Below are 16,366 nucleotides of genomic sequence, written 5' to 3'. Positions count from 1 at the left end.
ATGGACGATGCGACGCGGGCACAGGAGCTCGAGACCGACGACGAAGCCACCGACGAGGGGCTGGCGCAGCCCAAGCTCAAGCGCAAGGCGTACGAGCGGGAACTCCGCGCGCTGCAGGTGCAGCTCTGCCATCTGCAGGACTGGGTCCGCAGATCCGGCGCGCGCATCGTCGTGGTCTTCGAGGGACGTGACGCTGCCGGCAAGGGCGGCACGATCAAGGCGCTCACCGAGCGGGTGAGCCCGCGGGTGTTTCGCGTGGCCGCGCTGCCGGCCCCCTCCGACCGGCAGAAGACCCAGATGTTCATTCAGCGCTACATCGAGCACTTCCCGGCGGCCGGCGAGATCGTGATCTTCGACCGGAGCTGGTACAACCGCGCGGGCGTCGAGCGCGTCATGGGGTTCTGCAGCGACGCGGAATATCGCCGCTTCCTCGATCTGTGTCCGCGGATCGAGCGCTTTATCGTGGGCGGCGGAACGCAGCTGATCAAGTTCTGGCTCGAAGTCGGCCGGAAGGAGCAGAAGCGCCGCTTCCTGGCCCGGATCGATGATCCTCTCCGGCAGTGGAAGCTCAGTCCCATGGACCTCGAGTCCTACAGTCGCTGGTACGACTACTCGATCGCCCGGGACGAGATGTTGGCGGCGACCGATATCGATGAGGCGCCCTGGCATATCGTCCGCTCAGACGAGAAGCGGCGCGCCCGTCTCAACTGCATCGCCCATCTGCTGCGCCTGATCCCCTACGGGGAAGTGAAGCGCGAGGCCGTGGTCTTGCCGAAACGCCTCAAGGACAAGGCGTACGACGACACTCTCACCAAGGGGCATTTCGTTCCGGAACTGCACTGACGGGACGCAGCGCACCCGGACATCGGCTCTTCAAAACCCGAGCCCGGCCTTGAACTCTTCGAGCCGGGCGATCGAGACATCGAAACGGGCCCGCATCGCCTCGTCACGCGTCGCATCCGGCTGCGTCTGGAGCTGTAGGATCTCCGCGTCGATCTGGTCGCCGTTCAGCTCCTCGACGGAGAGAACCCGCGCGGCCAGGATCGTCACCCGCTTCGCCGTGACCTCGGCCAGCACTCAGCAACGCGAAGAGATCCGGGAGCGCAGGTCGTTCACCCGCTGAGGTGGCCGTCTGTGTCCGCTGCTCGGTCATGATCGCCATCCCGGGGCGTCCTGAATCACACGTGGAGTTTTTCCCAGGTCAGGAAGAAACCAACATCGCCCGGCATGCCGTCGGGCCAGTCGACGATCATCGCCGACAAGCCATAGCCGAGGGGGCGCAGTCGCTCGCGCCAGAACTCGTATGCCTGCCGGGGCCGCCCGGTCAGGGTGTCGGGCCAGTCCGCCTCGGCATTGTTGATGGCTCGCCCGCTGTCGGTGCACATCGCGTTCGGGAAACGCATGACCAGCAACTCGTTCTTGCCCTGCTCGGCCGCGACCCGGAGCTTGTGCAGGAGAGGCCGCGTGATCTCCTGGACCTTCTCGGGCGTGAGCTCGATGGTCTTGGACAGAGTCTTGATCAGCTCGGCCCGCGCCTGGCTCGCTTGGTCCTCGGCCTTCAGCGCCTTCATGGCTTTGGCGGCCTTCAACTTGGCCGTGTAGGCACCGAGTTCGGCGGCCGACATGAAGGTCTCGTCGGCGAGTTCGAGATCGGCCGGCGACCTGGTTCTCACGGCGTCCATGGCAAGCTCCCGTTGTTCAAAGCGCCGGCTGCGGCCGGCTGCTCCTGGGCCGAGACAACACGGCGCGCGTGCCGCGCGCGATCATCAGTTCCTCGTCCGTCGGAATGACCCAGGCGGTCGGCCCGGGACCTCGGCTCACGCGGGGGCCGCCGGAGGCGTTGGCCGCGTCGTCGAGTTCGAATCCCGCCCAGGCGGCACCCCGCAGGACCTCCGCACGGGTGGCGGCGTCGTTCTCGCCGATGCCGGCCGTGAAGATGAGGGCGTCGATGCCGCCCAGTGCGGCGACGAGGGAGCCGAGTTCACGACCGATCCGGTAGACGAACAGGTCGATGGCTCGGCGGGCATCGGGCTCGCGCGCCGCGACGCGGCGCAGCGTGCGCATGTCGTTCGAGATCCCCGACACGCCGAGCAGGCCCGACTGCGTGTAGAGCATGCGCTCCGCCTCGGCCGGGCCGAGCTTCATCTCGCGGAGCATGTAGAACACGATGCCGGCATCGAGGCTGCCGCAGCGCGTTCCCATGGGTAGCCCGTCGAGGGCGGAGAAGCCCATCGTCGTGGCGACGCTGGCGCCGCGGTTCAGCGCACACAGGCTGGCGCCGTTGCCGAGATGGGCCACGACCACGCGTCCGGCCGCAAGGGCGGGATCATACTCCGCCAGCACGGAGGCGATGTAGGCGTAGGACAGGCCGTGGAAGCCGTAGCGGCGCACACCGCCCTCGATCATCGCGTGCGGCAGGGCGAAAAGCCGGGCGATCTCCGGTTGACCGGCATGGAAGGCCGTGTCGAAGCAGGCGACCTGGGGCAGATCGGGAAAGCGCCGCCGGAAGATGCGGATCGGTTCGAGATTGTGCGGCTGGTGGAGGGGAGCCAGCGGCACGAGGCGCTCCAGGGCCTCCAGGACCTCCGCAGTCACGCGCACGGGCTCGCAATAGGTCATCCCGCCGTGGACGATCCGGTGCCCGACGGCGACCAGCTCGAAGCCGCCACTGTGCGCGCGCATCCAGGCGGCCACGTGCAGGAGCGCGTCCTCGTGGCCGAACGCCCCGTCGCTGCCGAAGTCTTCGTCGGCCACGGTCGTGCCGGTCCGATCACGGATCCGCAGATGGGGCGCTTCACGCAGCCCCTCGAACAGGCCCCGGAAGAGACGCTGCGGCTCTTCGCCATCGCCGAGGGCGAAGACTTGGAATTTGAGGCTCGACGAGCCCGCATTCAGGACGAGCAGGACCGGGGTCATCGGCTAGACCTTGGGCATCAGACGCGTTGCCCGCTGCCCGGCGACGAAACGGGAGGCCACGGCGCAGGGATGGGCGACCGCCACCCGAAGCTCCGGCAGCGCCTGCGCGGCCGCGATCAGCCGATCGTCCTTCTCGTGGCGGCGCGTGTCAGACGATGGCCGTGCGGGAGCCAAAGTCGGCATCGTGAATTCTCCTGGCGGGAGAGACAGTACGCCGCTTCGCCAGCGCCCCCTTGAGCGAGATCAAGGATCAGGCGCCCTTGCTCGCCGAAGCGCACCGCAGTGTATGGCGTCAACGGTCGCCCGCTTGATCGGCCGAGACAGCATGTGGCCCCTGTCGGCGCGCGACGCTCCGTTCAGGGGCCGTCTCAAGACCGGCCGACGGAGCCTTGCCGGCTTGCCCCGGATCGGCGGCGGTGGCGCGGCGCGCGAAGGCTGCGGTGAGCGCGTTCGCGGTCAAGCCGTGCGCGAGGATGCTGAGGATGATGGTGGCCGCGACGGTCGTCGTCAGGGCCTGACGTCCGGGAAGATCGGCCGCGAGCACGATGACGGCGAAGACCACGCTGGCGAGCCCTCTCGGACCGAACCAGCCGATGAACAGCTTGCCGTCCGTCTTCAGGCCCGTGCCCGTCAGAGCCAGCCAGACCGGAAGCATGCGGATCACGGTGAGGCTCAAGACCGCGTAGACGATGACCGCCCAGGTCAGCCGCTGCGGGACCTGCGCGATCACGACGGCCCCGAAGAGCACCCAGGTCGACAGGGCGAGGACGTCGCCGGCCCCCTCGGCCGCGCAGAGCAGCTCGTGCTTGACCACGCGGTGCCGCGCCATGCCACCGGCGACGAGGCCGCCGACGAAGGATGCAATGAAGCCGCTGCCGCCCAGAGCCTGCGCGGCCGCGAACGCCGTAAGCGCGAGCGCCACCGCGGGGAGTTGCCGCCAAGCCGAGCCGATCCAGCCGCGATTGCCGGCATAGCGCAGGGCTCCGACGCCCAGAACGGCCAACCCACCGCCTACGACGAGGCCGACACCGATCTCCGTGCCGAAATGGTGGACCGCAAGATCCAGCGGGGGCCGCCCCGGATCGGATCCCGCGGCGAGCGTAAGGAAGATCAGAAGGACCGGGACGCAGATGCCGTCATTCAGGCCGCTCTCCACATTCAGCCCTTCGCGCACCGGGCCCGGAAGGTCCGGATTCGTGACCACTGCCTTTCCGAGGGCCGCATCCGTCGGCGCCAGGATCGTCGCGAGAAGGGCGCATTCGAGGAAGCCCAATTCCGGGAACAGAATGATACCGACCAGGAAGCCGAACAGGATTGTAAGCGGCAATCCGATGAGCAGGAGACGTCCGGGGATCGCGTATGAGCGTCGCAGCACGCCGAGGTCGGCTTTGGCGGCATCCGTGAACAGTACGAGGGCCAGCGTGAACTCGGCCAACCGTTGAAGAAGATGGGCCTCGGCGTTCACCGTGATGATGCGCAACCCGGCCGGCCCTGCAGCGAAGCCGAAGGCGGCGAAGATCACGGCGCCGGCCAGTGGACTGCGCTCCAGCGGGACTGCCACGAGGCTGTAGGCGAAGACGAATGCGAACAGGACCGCGATGGTCTGGTACATCAACAAAACCGATGGAGCCGCCGTTGTCTTGCGACAGTGACCGTTGTCGGATTACGGTTTTGACATTCCGGAAAGCGTATTTATCGAGGACATGATTTGATTTAGGTCAAGGCGCGAGAAAAATTGTTTCGCAATTTGACAATGACAACGCAGGAACTGGACTTAAAAAATTTCGCGTGAAACACGATAATAAGTTTCTTTCATCAGCCTCATAAGCCAGTCGCGATCGATATTCCGGCTCCGCTAGAATCGTTTCATTTGTCAATGTGCCGCTTCAAGCGCGGTGCGGAAAAATTTGGATCGACCGCGTTTTCGACGGCGGGAGGACGGACACTCTGAGGTCAGCCCCCGGCGAGATGGCGGGAGGGCAGCCCGGATCGATCCGGATGCCTCACCGGGCCTGCGTCGGAACGCTGTCTGCCCGTAGCCAGGAAGGCGCCTCAGATGTGGCGACATCATACCGGCCGGATATGGCTGCTGGCTCTGATCGCGCTTGCGCGCACGGCAACCGCCCAGGAGATTCGCTCGCCGCTCATGGACCGCGGAAATTCCGTGATCCAGGAAAACGCGGCGTCTCTGATGCCCACGCTGCGCGGGCGGCATCTCTATGCCGATCAGGGTGTGCGCGTCGGGCGCGTCCGCGAAGTCAGGGTCGGGCAGGACGGAACCACGCTCCTGGCGATCGTCGCCCGCCGGCGCTTGTTGGGAGGCGGAGAGATCGGCGTTCCTGTGTCCACTCTCAGCCAAGTGGGCCCTGTGCTGACCATGCGGGGTACGCGCGACACCATTCGGGCCATTCCACCGTTGTGAGACGGGGGTGGATCAGTTCTCGATGCCCATCGGCGCGGCCCGCTCGACCGAGCGCGTGCAGTCGATTTTCGGTCCGGCACGGTCCGGCGAAAGCAGGGGCGCGACTTCGGACGACAGGGAGGCGCAACCCGTATGGGGAGCCATGACCCGAAGCACGCGGATCCGGCCGATCTTCCCGGCGGCCCGGGAGGCGAAAGTTCGATCGTTGCGCTGGATCAACGACTGGGACGCCGGTGTTCCGCCAAAAGGGCGATCCTGAGTGAGGGCCCTGCCGATGCGAGAGCAGCTGCGCGACGCCTACAACGTGTTTTGCCGTAAGCACAAGCCAGGCCTGTGCTGCGCCGTGCGCGAGGACCGTCCGGTGCCGAGTTTCCTCGACGCGGAGAGTTGGGCATTCAGCTACACGGTCCGCAGCAAGACGGATGTCAGGCGACACGGCAAACTGACCCCCTGACGCCATGAGGATCTGACCCCCTCGATGAGCGAGGAGGTCGAGATGATCAGGAACGAGGCTCAGGCTCTGACGCGGATGGACGATCCGTGGAGGGCCGAGATGAAGACGCCGGACGACGTGTCGGCGATGATGCGGCTGCAGGCGCTCGGCTGGGGCGCGAAGCGGATCGCAGCCGAGCTTGGCTGTTCGAAGAACACGGTGAAGCAGTGGCTGCGACGGGGGGATTGGCGCCCCTGCGCGACGCCCTCGCGCTCGAAGCAGCTCGACGGCTTGGCGGACTGGCTGGTCGAACGCTTCCGGCAGCATGCGGGCAACGCCGACGTCGTGCGCCAGGATCTGGCGACCGAGAAGGGCATCCACGTCAGCCTGCGCACGGTGGAGCGGGCGGTCGCGCCGTTGCGGCGGGATCTGGTGATCGCCGCGCGGGCGAGCGTGCGGTTCGAGACGCGGCCGGGCGAGCAGATGCAAATCGACTTTGGCGAACGGCGCGTCGAGATCGGCGGCGTGCCGACTCGGGTCTCCCTGTTCGTAGCGACGCTCGGCTACTCGCGCCGCCTGCACGTGCGTGCCTTCGGCCACGAACGGCAGGAGGACTGGTTCGCCGGGCTGGAGAGCGCTTTCCGGGCTTTCGGCGGCGTGCCACACGAGGTGTTGCTCGACAACGCTCGCGCCCTGGTCTTGCACCACGACCCTGTGAGCCGCGAGGTCGTCCTGCACCCGCGCCTGCACGCCTTCTCCCGCCACTGGGGCTTCCGGGTGCGGGCCTGCGCCCCGTACCGGGCGCGCACGAAGGGCAAGGACGAGCGCGGCGTCGGCTACGTCAAGAACAATGCCGTGGCCGGCCGCCGCTTCGCGAGCTTCGCAGCCCTGGAGGCGCATCTCGATGCCTGGACGCGGGACGTCGCCGACCGGCGCGTGCACGGCACGACCGGCGAGGCGCCGGGCGAGCGGTTCGCCCGCGACGAGGCTCGGGCGCTACGGCCGCTCGCGGGCGTGCCGCCGTTTTCCGCCGCGCGCGATCTCGTGCGCCGGGTCGGAGCGGACTGCGCGGTTGCGGTCGACGGCAACGCTTACTCGGTACCCTGGCGGCTGATCGGTGAGCGGGTGCGGGTCACCGTGAGCGGAGCGGTGGTGCGCGTCCACCACGGCGGACGGGAGGTCGCCGCGCATGCCGAACTGAAGGGACGTCACGGCCGTGCGGTCGACGACGCTCATCTGGCCGGGCTCGTGGGTAGCCGTGAGCGACCGGCTCATCGGCGCGACCCGCCTCCTCTCGTGGCGACGCCGGAACTGCTGCGTCCGCTCGCCGAGTACGAGGCTGTCGCCGGGGGAGGCTTCTGATGAGCGAGGAACACGATCACCTCACCGTACTGCTCGACCGCCTGAAGCTGACGGCCATGCGTGACCAACTCGACAGCCTGATCGACGAGGCCGGCCGGGGCGAACTGACGATCCGCGAGGCGCTGACGCTGTTCTGCGAGCGGGAGATCGCCCGGCGCGATCAGCGGCGCATCGACATGGCCTTCGGGCTGGCCCGCTTCCCGTTCGTGCGCGACCTGACCGGCTTCGACTTCGGCGCACAGCCCTCGTTGGACAAGGCGCAGATCCGCGAGATCGCCACCGGCCGCTTCATCGCCAACGGTGAGGCGGTGCTGCTCCTCGGACCACCCGGGGTGGGCAAGACGCATCTGGCGGTGGCGATCGGGCGTGCGGCGATCGTGGCCGGCTACGGCGTGTTGTTCACCCCAGCCACGACGCTCGTGGCGCAGTTGGCCAAGGCGCACGCCGAGGGGCGGCTGGAGGAGCGGCTGACGCACTATGCCAAGCCGAAGCTGCTGATCATCGATGAGCTCGGCTACCTGCCGTTCGAGCCGGATGCCGCGCACCTGTTCTTCCAGCTCGTCAGTCGCCGCTACGAGCGCGGCGCGATGCTGGTGACCTCGAACCGGGCGGTGGGCGAGTGGGGCAGCGTGTTCGGGGACGCGGTGGTGGCCACCGCCATCCTCGACCGGCTGCTGCACCATAGCCACGTCGTCACCATCCGCGGTGACAGCTACCGCCTGCGCGAGAAGCGTCGCAGCGGACTTCTACAGAGGGCCGCTATCGTCCCCAACCCCACGCCCGTCTAGGCGAGGAAACCGGCATGGGGGTCAGATCCTCGTGACGCGAAGGGGTCAGTTCCGGTTGTCGCTTGAAAACGGATGGGCCGGTCAGTTTCCAGTCCAAGGCGGCCCAGGAGGCGAATAGCCGCCTCGGCTTCTATCTTTTCCACGACGTCTGCGCCTGAGCCCTGCGGAGGATGGGCACCGCCCCAGGGCGATGATCTGTGCCGCCCAGGACTTTGCGGCACATCGAACGTCGTCAGATGCCGGGCGCGCATAGGACCGGCGCAATGAGAGCCGGCCATCACACCCAAGCGGCTGAGCCCGATCGCCGAGCACGGACATAACGCCGTTCGGCACCATTCGAGATGACGCACCGCTATCGGGCGGCGATCGAGATGGCCCCGTCGGCCCTGTATCGAAAGCCTGCCCCTCGGGGTTGCGCTTGAGCGTCGCGCACGCCTCGGCGGCAACAGCGCCGATCATGTCCCGTCTTCAAAGCCTTCAGGGCCCCGGCACGAGCCGGCTTTCCGACGCCCGCCTTCGTATTGAAGTCGGTCGCACCGTGATCGCCCGCACGCCAGCAACCAGCGCGCGATGGGTCGCGATCAGGCGGGGCGGTCGTGCGCAGGGATGCCGTTTGCGTGAGACGCAGCCTCCTCAATGCAGGTCGATTGCAAGCGCACCGATGAATGCCGATAACCCACGAACAGATCCCACCGGGAGTGGGACTTTTCCGCTGAAAATCTCGACACATCACACCGTTTGTAAGATGTCCTGTCCGATGCAACGCGCCGGCAGATCGCAGAGCGAGCATCGAGACCCAAACCATTCTGCGCCCACGGCTTGAGACCGGCCTGTCCGCGGCGTCTGCTCAAGCCCTGGCCGACCTGACGCGCGTCCAAACCGCAGCCTCTGCCAGCGGCCTGCTTTCTGCGCCACTGCGCTCACGATCTACGGGCCAGTCCCGTCACCAACCACAACGGTCAGGATCGGACCCGTCGAGACCTCCGTGAACGGCCGTTCGAGGCTGGCGAGGAGATCCGCGATGACATCGTCGAGTTCGGAGGCTGCGGTACCGTAGAGCTGAAAGGCGCACCGGTGGGCCGCACGCGCGGTGGGATCAGAGAGGCGGGCCATGGCGGCTGCCTCGGACCGGCCTTTCTGTCGAAGCGTCGCGGCAAGCTGGCGATATAGGGCCAAGACGTCGGCACCGACGCGGGCGGCTTTGGACTGCACGACGTCCTGATCGACGTCGGCTGAAGACGATGAAATTTTGTCTGTCACGGACCCCTCCGATTATTATATATGCAACCGATCTAAATATTCTCGTGCTGATCGGCACCGAATTTTATTCGTCGACACTGCATCGATTGCATATCCCGAACCCGTCTGCACGCGTGCCGTCGATGGTTCGGACGAGCCGGCCGAGAGCCGTTCGAAGCCGGGCCGCTCTCCCCGTATCAGGAGAGTCTTCTGTTAGACGATCGACGTGCAGGTCTTCGGCGCGAAGCGCCGCGATTCCTGCAACCGGGCCTGCGGTATGAGGCGCACATGCGCCGCACCCGTGCACCCCGCGCGCACCCGCCACGGACAGACGCGCCGGTCGCCGCGCGCTTCGTCGCCCCGGCCTCACCCTGGGCTGCGCTGGACGGACACGTCGCCTTGCGCTGCCGCGGCGGAATGGCTGGGTGCGGGCAGATACTCCGGAGGGGGCCTGTGTCGGCTCGGCGCCATGATCAAGGTTTCTCCTCGCGGCGGAAGAAGACGGGTCTCGTGCGAGAAGCTGGCCTGAGCGCCCTGCGGCGCAGATCGCTTGAACAGCCGCGCCGGGTCGCAACTCGCAATCGCGGCATCCTTGATCATGATACCACAGCTGAGCATTGATCTCTCTCAATATACTGCGCCGCCGCCCACCCGTCGGATTCAGACGAGCCGGCAGCCTGCGCCCCGCGACATCGGCCGAACGACAGGCCGACCGACGGCTCGGAATGCATCCGATGTCTCCGATGACCGCGCCGGCCGACCGCGCCGAATGGATCTGCGACAGCCGGAGCTGAGCCCGGAGCGCGAGACGCGCGAGATTGGACGGCGCTCATCACGGCCTTGCCCGCAGCCGGGTTCGCCGACACGCACCGGCGGGACGCGCCGGCAGATCCGACTGAACCCGGCAGCATTCTATTGACGCGATTCATGGATTGGGTAGAAATCCCGAACCCATGACGGATATCAGATCGATTGCGCCCAATCTTTATTGCCTCTCGTCATGGATATATCTGGCCCAATCTCCGTCTCCACGTTGACTGATCATCCGCGCGGCCAGCCTATTGGCTGGGCGCACGGCCATCGTGCCGACGACACTTCAGGAGCGAGCCATCGCCGACGAAACGTCCCTGCCAGAGCGGTCGCGTATGCGCATCCTCGCGAGCCTCATCGCGGCCACCGTGTTGCTGCCCCTCGCAATCCTGCTGCTCGGACTCTGGCAGGGCCAGCGCGGAACCGACGATTGGAGGGAATTCGCAACCGAGCATGACCGCCTCGCCGCGGCTGTGGCGGATCTGGAGGCCCGCGCTCCCCGGGACGGGCGCCCCGATTTCCGCCTGCAGTTCCGCCACGACGGCCACCTCTATGGCGGCCCCTACGCCGTGGTGAAGGCGCGCGAGGTCCGCGACGAAGCCGGCACCCTCGCTGCGGTGATGGATTGGCGCCGCTCGCTGCCGCCGGTGGCGGTCCTCGGTGGCGGCATCGCGGCAACGCTCTCCCTGCTCGTCCTGGTCGTCGGCGGTGTGCTCGGGCAGGTCGGACGCACCTCCCGCCAGACGCTGGTTCATGGCTTTTCGCTGGTGCGGCGGCTGCTCCCCGTCGTGCTCGCCGCTCAGATCGTCGCGGCGACCGCAGGCTTCGTCGCCATCGTTCTCTTCGAGGCGGGTTTGCTCATCCAGGGCGGCTTCACCGGCGGGGGCGCAAAGCTCCTGGGCCTCGCGGCCGCTGCGGCCGGCGGCACGATCATCGCCGCGGGGGGCGCACTGATGGGCCTGCGCCAAGCGCTTGTTGCCTTCGAGCCCGAGCCTCTGCCGATCCTCGGGCGCCAGATCGCGCCGGCCGAAGCTCCGGGTCTCTGGCGCCTCGTCGAAGCGATTGCCGATCGGATGGGCGCGCTCAAGCCCGAGGCCCTGGTCGTCGGCCTCACCGAGGGCTTCTTCGTCAGCGCGGGTCCGGCTGTACTCGAACCAGGCGGCACGCGTCTCGAGGGCCGGATTCTCTACGTACCGCTTCCCTATTTGGCCCTGATGCGCGTGGACGAGACGGCGGCGATCATCGGGCACGAACTCGCTCACTATGCCGGCGGCGACACCGCCTACAGTCAGCGCTTTCTGCCGATCTACACGGGCGTCGGGCGTTCCCTCGATGCGCTCCTGGAGCGCGAGCGCGGCGGTCTCGGCCTGCTCGGACCGTCGGTGCGGCTCGGCCTGTTCGTGATGGAGCGCTTCCACCTTGCCGTGCGCCATTGGAGCCGGAAGCGCGAATTCGCCGCCGATGCAGCCGGCGCGGCTGCGACCTCGTCCGCCGCCTCGGCCCGGGCGCTCCTCCGCTCCGGCGCCGTGCGTCCGGGCATCGTGGACGTTCTGGAGACCGCTGCCGCCGCGCCGGCCGCGGCTTCCTCCGATCTCATGGCGGCGGCTCTCGACCGGGCGATGGCGCGCGGCCTCGACGACCCGGCAGCGCGTCTCGAAGACGGACAGGCCCACCCGACCGACACCCATCCGCCGACCCGCGAGCGCATCGCGGCCCTCGGCCTGGCGGTCGATGCGGACCTGCTGACGGCCGCTGGAGCCCCGCCTCCGGCTCGCGCCCGCGAACAGCTCGCAGCCTATTTCACCGATCCGTCCGGCCTGTGCCGGGCCGCAACGCAGGACTTCCTTGGCGCAGTCCAGGCGCACGCGGCGGCCGCGCGCGCGCATCTGGAGGCCACCGCTGCGGAAGTCGGTCCCGAGGATCGGGTGCTGCGCGCCAGCCACCGTGCCCGCGGCCTCGTGCTCGCGGTGAGCGGCGGCTTCTTCGCCGCCGCGGCGCTGCCGCTCGTGCTGGTCCGCATTCCCGGCCTGTCGCCTGACGAGACCCGCGTACTTCTGGTCGTGATGCTGGCCCTTGCCGCTGTTTTCTGCGTTGCCGGCGCCTTCGTGCTGGCGCGGGGGGAGCCGATCACATTGATCCTGAGTCCGACCGGGCTGACGGCGCCGGGCCTCGACCGCGTGATACCTTGGGCGGCCATCGCGGATCTCGACATGACGCTGAGCCGCGGCGGAATCGCAATGCGGCTGTTGCTGCCGCCCGGCGCCGACTGGCCGGAGCGGGCACCGGGCCGGCACGCGGTGAAGCTCGACCCCAAGCGCCGCATCGTGACCCTCACGGCCGGGCTGCCGCGCAAGATGAAGCCGCAGGATTTCGCCGATCTGATCGCCCGCTATCAAGCGGCCCATCAGGCTCGCCGCCTTCTGTCCGAACGTGCGCCGATCGCGACCACCGCCGTCCCTCTCGAAACCCATCCTGCTTGAGGATCGCCATGACTCCCCCTGCGAAGACAGAGGCCGAGGAAACCCTGCGGCTGCCATCGGAGCGCACCAGCTGGACCGTGATCTTCGGAGTGCTGTTCGGCCTTGTCCTGTTCAGCGGCATCCTGGCAGCCAGCGCGCTCTACACGGCGCCTGCCTTGATCTCGGACTGGCAGGTCCGCGAGACGGCGCAGCCTGTCCCGCGCGCACGGGTGGCAGATGGCAAGTGCAACGCCAAGCTCGTCATCCACATCTGCAATGCGACACTGACGCTATCCACGCCTCGGGGCAGCACGACACGGCGGGTGAACTACGTCTTTTCCGGCCCGCAGGCCGCCAATTTCGACCTCGTGGTGATGGCCGACCCGGCGCGGCCCGACATCGTCACCACAAATCTCGGTCTCGACCGGTTATGGAATCGGACCATCACCCTTCTCGTGATCGATGGAGCAATCTTGGCCTGTATCGTCGGAGCGTTGGTGTCGATCATCCGCAACGGGCGCGCGGCCTTCCGGGTCGCCATGTGACCGGCAAACCGCTCATCCGACCCACTTCGGGCGCTCAGGGGGCTTCCGTTGCGCAAGCCGTCGACGGGACAGGATGCTGGTCTTCGCCGCCGCGGATGGCGGCCTCCGGCTGCAAGCGTCGAGCGGACGCTTCCGCCGCGTATCACGGCGGACAGGTGGAACAACCGACTCAGGCAGACCCTCATTGAAACGTATGGCCATCCAGTATTAATGCCCATAAAATGCATTTATTTAAATATTCCCGGCGGACGGGCAGCCTGCGCTGCCAGTCTCAAAATCGCAAAGACAGCGTACAATTGTCCCTCGGCCTGCTCCGGGCTCGGGTACGGCTCATGTCACGCGAAGGGTGAGATCTCGTCGGTGAAGGTCATGTTGACGGGCATCTTTTCCGTCAGGACCCTGCGCCGCGCAGCGAGCAGGGGTTTGAATAGGGCATTGCTCTTCAAGAATGCGCCGAGCTTCGAGCCGGACACGAAGATCGTGGACTCGAACGGCTTCAAGGCGACGACATTCGGTGAAATCACGCGACCGCGGGTGAGTGCGCCGTTCTCGAAGAAATAGTTCCAGTTGTCTGACGTGACCACGACAGGTCGATTGACGCGCAGGATTCCCTCGGCCGCCTCTCGCGTGATCACATAGGCGGCGGTGGAGCCGAGACCGCTCATCTGCATGGGCAAGCACAGGCGGTGATTGCCGATCGGCACGGCATCGACGGTACTGAAAACCCCGATGTTCTTCGGCCAGTTGAACATCAAGACGACATCGCCCGGCCGAAGGGCGGCCTCGATGCCAGCCACGATCCCGTGGATCTGCGGCGGCAGGACGACGTCATCCTCGACGATGAGCGCATAGGGCAGATCGCGGGCGATCAGGCGTTCGTAGGCGGCCATGTGGGACATCGCGCAGCCGATCTGCCCAGGCGACAGATGAGGCGGGGGCGGAACGCGCGGATCCGGGACCGCGCCCTCGTACCCGGCAACCTCGAAATCCGGCCCCCACGCTGCGGCGAGATGACGGGAGATGTACGCGTGCCGTTCCGGAAAACGACGCAAGGAAATTCCAAAACAATACATCGTGTTCACCTCTGTGTGGTGCCGGCTCACGAGACGGGGGGCCGGCGGAGTTCGTGGCCGCGTCCGCGTCCAGGCCCCGCCGCCTCAGTCAGACACGGCTCAAGCCCGAAAGGCCGCACGCCCATGAATCGTCCGCCCCGCGACGTTCCCTGACCCCATGACCGGCAAGAGCGCCGCGAACAGAAGTTGGTGCAGACCGTGATTGATGAAGAGCGGGCATTCCAGGCAGATAAGGACGCAGAGCTGGCTCATGAACAGGATCGGCCAAGCCTCCACATATCCGGACGAGCGCGCGAAGTGCGCGATAACCCGGCGCCCCATATCGAGGAACGTCACCGTAAAGACGATGAGACCGACGATGCCGAACGCGACGACGGCGTCGATGAAGTTGTTGTGGAAAAACCAAAGCTTTTGCTTGGTCACGAAATGCAGATATGCGGCCGTTGTGAGCGGGCTGTCCCAGTAAGCTCTGTACCCGACACCGATCAGCGGCTCGCGCCAGAATTGATCGAGTCCGAACTGCCAGAGGATCGTACGGCCCGTCAGCGTCCTGTCCTTGCCGAGGTCGGAGAGCAGGCTCGCCGAGATGTCTGCGCCTCGCGCGGCGAGCACGACAATGCCAATGCCCGCGAGTGCGATGACGAGGCCGAGGCAAAAGCCCGTCACGTGCTTGCCCTGCCGCCACGCGAAGATCGCAGCAAGGGGCGCCAGTCCCACCATCGCCGCCACCAGCGCCGTGGCCGAGTGGGTTGCCACGAGAAGCGCCAGCGCGAGGCCGAACCCCACAGCGGTGAGGAGTCGGTTCCAACCCTGAAGGAACAGGCAGGCTGCGCACAGGATCTGCAAGCTCGCCATTGAGCCCAGAACGTTCTTGTGTGAATAGATGCCGGCCCAGTCGCCGTTCATCCCGCGGGTGAGGCTCGGGGCCGCGACCGTGAGGATGGCCGACAGGATCTGAGCGAACAGAAGGCCCAGGAAGACAATCCGGATAATGCGCGACAGACCCATCGTGGTGCGCATCGCGATGCCGGCCACGATGGTCGCGAGCAATTGCAATCCGTAATAGGCCGAGAGGCCGGGTGTCAGGGACCACAGAGCCGACACGATCGCCAGGAGCGGCCAAGTCAGCAGCAGCAACCGACTTCCGAACAGGGTCGCGGCAAGGTCGCGGCGCAGGACCAGGAACACCAGGGCGGCGAGATCGGCACAGGCCCAGATCAGCCTTTCGAGACCCGGCAGCTTGATCTGCTCGCCGATCACGGGCGCGAAGACGAACAGGGCGATCCACGGGATGGCGGCGACGCCGAGCTTCGGCATGGCATCGGTCGCGCCTTCGTCGCGCGCCGCGCCGTTCCAGCGAGGACCGACGCCGGACGGGCCGAACGGTGACCACGCCACGCCCGCCGCATGTCCGGTTTCGAGGGTGGCCAAGTCGCGTGGAAACGCCATCGTTCGATCTCGGGTCCCCGGATGAGGCGGTGCCATCTCGGACGCGCGAGACCTCTACGGCCCGACGCAGCCGCGGACTCGGCCCCTCGCGATCCGACGCTAGCCCGACCGATGCGGGCGCTGAACTCGACCAAACGAGGTAGGGGCGGCTCGCGCGGCGGACGCCTCCGATCGACCGGACCGACGCCGGATCACGCTCCGGCGGCACCGCCCGAGTTACGATGCCGCACCCCGGCCCGGCGGGGCGACCCATGCGCGCCCCCCTGCGACGAAGGTCTGTTTTCACCAGCTCGGGGCACGTCAAACGCGCAGATGTCCCGATCGGACCTGACCGTTTCGAAGATCTTAGACAATCGGCACGGAACTCATGGGACGATTAGGCACTTGGACGTTCGTTGAATCTTGGAGGAGCGTTTGATGAAGGTCTCACGTCTGGCGGGCGCGGTTGCGCTTCTGGCCGTCGCTGCCGGTCCCGCTTTCGCGGCCCCGTGCAGCACTGGAACCACAAAATCGAAGACCCCTGATCAGCAGGCTTCCAACCCGAACAGCTCCGATGTCGACAAGTCGAGCAAGAATCTGGCCGGCGGCCAGCAGCCCGCCTCGCCCGGCACGGTCGGCGCCATGAACAACGCCGGCGCGACGCAGACCGCGGATCGACAGGCCCCGACCGATGCGGGTGCGAAGTCGAAGTCGACGGACCCGGCTGCCGCAAATCTGGCTGGTGGCCAGCAGCCCGCCTCGCCCGGCACAGTGGGCGCCATGAACAAGGCCGCTGCGGACAGGCAGACCGCTCCGGTTTCCGACGACGGCTGCTGATCCGAACCGTACCCTTTACCGCTCTATGGAAGCCCGCTTCGCAGTGTCGAGGCG

17 protein-coding genes are annotated in these 16,366 nt (G+C 67.0%); 9 read left to right on the top strand and 8 right to left on the bottom strand.

Going from position 1 to position 16,366, the window contains the following annotated elements:
- A complete protein-coding gene (gene ppk2, locus ABC766_RS22885; RefSeq protein WP_345819569.1) occupies positions 1 to 843 on the top strand; it encodes a polyphosphate kinase 2 in 843 nt (280 codons plus the stop codon).
- Between the two features lie 30 nt (positions 844 to 873).
- On the opposite strand, the gene ABC766_RS22880 is transcribed toward ppk2, so the two are convergent.
- From ABC766_RS22880 to ABC766_RS22860, 5 genes are all read right to left on the bottom strand, one after another.
- Complete coding sequence (locus tag ABC766_RS22880) at positions 874 to 1,077, bottom strand: hypothetical protein (protein WP_345819568.1); 204 nt, start codon at positions 1,075 to 1,077, stop codon at positions 874 to 876.
- 101 nt (positions 1,078 to 1,178) lie between these two features.
- Positions 1,179 to 1,682, bottom strand: coding sequence for a hypothetical protein (locus ABC766_RS22875; RefSeq protein ID WP_075380660.1), 504 nt, complete (start codon positions 1,680 to 1,682; stop codon positions 1,179 to 1,181).
- Positions 1,683 to 1,698: 16 nt separating this feature from the next.
- Positions 1,699 to 2,916 (bottom strand): acetate/propionate family kinase, encoded by a 1,218-nt coding sequence (locus ABC766_RS22870; RefSeq protein ID WP_345819566.1) that lies wholly within the window; start codon positions 2,914 to 2,916, stop codon positions 1,699 to 1,701.
- Between the two features lie 3 nt (positions 2,917 to 2,919).
- Positions 2,920 to 3,099, bottom strand: a complete 180-nt coding sequence (locus ABC766_RS22865) for a hypothetical protein (protein ID WP_427902258.1) — start codon at positions 3,097 to 3,099, stop codon at positions 2,920 to 2,922.
- A 109-nt stretch (positions 3,100 to 3,208) separates the two neighbouring features.
- Positions 3,209 to 4,528: a cation:proton antiporter gene (locus ABC766_RS22860; protein WP_345819565.1), complete on the bottom strand. Its 1,320-nt coding sequence runs from the start codon at positions 4,526 to 4,528 to the stop codon at positions 3,209 to 3,211.
- A 444-nt stretch (positions 4,529 to 4,972) separates the two neighbouring features.
- Here ABC766_RS22860 and ABC766_RS22855 point away from each other — a divergent pair, with 444 nt between their 5' ends.
- The 5 genes from ABC766_RS22855 to istB are packed head-to-tail and all read left to right on the top strand — an operon-like array spanning position 4,973 to position 7,921.
- A complete protein-coding gene (locus ABC766_RS22855; RefSeq protein ID WP_345819564.1) occupies positions 4,973 to 5,338 on the top strand; it encodes a PRC-barrel domain containing protein in 366 nt (121 codons plus the stop codon).
- A 7-nt stretch (positions 5,339 to 5,345) separates the two neighbouring features.
- Entirely contained in the window at positions 5,346 to 5,597 is a 252-nt protein-coding gene (locus ABC766_RS22850; RefSeq protein ID WP_345819563.1) for a hypothetical protein, read from the top strand.
- 15 nt (positions 5,598 to 5,612) lie between these two features.
- Complete coding sequence (locus tag ABC766_RS22845; protein WP_345819562.1) at positions 5,613 to 5,792, top strand: hypothetical protein; 180 nt, start codon at positions 5,613 to 5,615, stop codon at positions 5,790 to 5,792.
- A 42-nt stretch (positions 5,793 to 5,834) separates the two neighbouring features.
- Entirely contained in the window at positions 5,835 to 7,133 is a 1,299-nt protein-coding gene (gene istA, locus ABC766_RS22840; RefSeq protein WP_427902312.1) for an IS21 family transposase, read from the top strand.
- On the top strand, positions 7,133 to 7,921 hold the full coding sequence (gene istB, locus ABC766_RS22835; RefSeq protein WP_127991182.1) for an IS21-like element helper ATPase IstB: 789 nt from the start codon (positions 7,133 to 7,135) through the stop codon (positions 7,919 to 7,921). Before istA ends, istB begins: the two co-directional genes overlap by 1 nt.
- A 927-nt stretch (positions 7,922 to 8,848) precedes the next feature.
- Here istB and ABC766_RS22830 read toward each other — a convergent pair.
- Positions 8,849 to 9,034, bottom strand: coding sequence for a hypothetical protein (locus tag ABC766_RS22830; RefSeq protein ID WP_342141857.1), 186 nt, complete (start codon positions 9,032 to 9,034; stop codon positions 8,849 to 8,851).
- 1,271 nt (positions 9,035 to 10,305) lie between these two features.
- Between ABC766_RS22830 and ABC766_RS22825 the strand changes: the two genes are divergently transcribed.
- Positions 10,306 to 12,450, top strand: coding sequence for a M48 family metalloprotease (locus ABC766_RS22825; RefSeq protein ID WP_345819561.1), 2,145 nt, complete (start codon positions 10,306 to 10,308; stop codon positions 12,448 to 12,450).
- Positions 12,447 to 12,974 (top strand): hypothetical protein, encoded by a 528-nt coding sequence (locus ABC766_RS22820; protein ID WP_342141859.1) that lies wholly within the window; start codon positions 12,447 to 12,449, stop codon positions 12,972 to 12,974. The genes ABC766_RS22825 and ABC766_RS22820 overlap by 4 nt, the downstream gene beginning before the upstream one ends.
- A 335-nt stretch (positions 12,975 to 13,309) precedes the next feature.
- Here ABC766_RS22820 and ABC766_RS22815 read toward each other — a convergent pair whose 3' ends face one another.
- Positions 13,310 to 13,900, bottom strand: coding sequence for a glycosyltransferase family 25 protein (locus ABC766_RS22815; RefSeq protein ID WP_345822826.1), 591 nt, complete (start codon positions 13,898 to 13,900; stop codon positions 13,310 to 13,312).
- Between the two features lie 246 nt (positions 13,901 to 14,146).
- A complete protein-coding gene (locus ABC766_RS22810; protein WP_345819560.1) occupies positions 14,147 to 15,496 on the bottom strand; it encodes an O-antigen ligase family protein in 1,350 nt (449 codons plus the stop codon).
- 417 nt (positions 15,497 to 15,913) lie between these two features.
- On the opposite strand from ABC766_RS22810, the gene ABC766_RS22805 reads away from it, so the two are divergent.
- A complete protein-coding gene (locus ABC766_RS22805; protein WP_043351879.1) occupies positions 15,914 to 16,312 on the top strand; it encodes a hypothetical protein in 399 nt (132 codons plus the stop codon).
- Positions 16,313 to 16,366: the final 54 nt, after the last annotated feature.

Origin of the sequence: Methylobacterium fujisawaense, from assembly GCF_039619325.1 — a bacterium.
GTDB lineage: Bacteria > Pseudomonadota > Alphaproteobacteria > Rhizobiales > Beijerinckiaceae > Methylobacterium > Methylobacterium fujisawaense.
Note: the sequence above shows the minus strand (reverse complement) of the source record. Positions and strands in the feature narration are given on the sequence as shown.

Coding starts and splice junctions, on each gene's coding strand:
- istB (WP_127991182.1), top strand. CDS start 7,133: ATGAGCGAGGAACACGATCACCTCACCGTACTGCTCGACCGCCTGAAG.
- ABC766_RS22860 (WP_345819565.1), bottom strand. CDS start 4,528: ATGTACCAGACCATCGCGGTCCTGTTCGCATTCGTCTTCGCCTACAGC.
- ABC766_RS22875 (WP_075380660.1), bottom strand. CDS start 1,682: ATGGACGCCGTGAGAACCAGGTCGCCGGCCGATCTCGAACTCGCCGAC.
- ABC766_RS22805 (WP_043351879.1), top strand. CDS start 15,914: ATGAAGGTCTCACGTCTGGCGGGCGCGGTTGCGCTTCTGGCCGTCGCT.
- ABC766_RS22870 (WP_345819566.1), bottom strand. CDS start 2,916: ATGACCCCGGTCCTGCTCGTCCTGAATGCGGGCTCGTCGAGCCTCAAA.
- ppk2 (WP_345819569.1), top strand. CDS start 1: ATGGACGATGCGACGCGGGCACAGGAGCTCGAGACCGACGACGAAGCC.
- ABC766_RS22865 (WP_427902258.1), bottom strand. CDS start 3,099: ATGCCGACTTTGGCTCCCGCACGGCCATCGTCTGACACGCGCCGCCAC.
- ABC766_RS22830 (WP_342141857.1), bottom strand. CDS start 9,034: ATGGCCCGCCTCTCTGATCCCACCGCGCGTGCGGCCCACCGGTGCGCC.
- ABC766_RS22810 (WP_345819560.1), bottom strand. CDS start 15,496: ATGGCGTTTCCACGCGACTTGGCCACCCTCGAAACCGGACATGCGGCG.
- istA (WP_427902312.1), top strand. CDS start 5,835: ATGATCAGGAACGAGGCTCAGGCTCTGACGCGGATGGACGATCCGTGG.
- ABC766_RS22825 (WP_345819561.1), top strand. CDS start 10,306: ATGCGCATCCTCGCGAGCCTCATCGCGGCCACCGTGTTGCTGCCCCTC.
- ABC766_RS22855 (WP_345819564.1), top strand. CDS start 4,973: ATGTGGCGACATCATACCGGCCGGATATGGCTGCTGGCTCTGATCGCG.
- ABC766_RS22845 (WP_345819562.1), top strand. CDS start 5,613: ATGCGAGAGCAGCTGCGCGACGCCTACAACGTGTTTTGCCGTAAGCAC.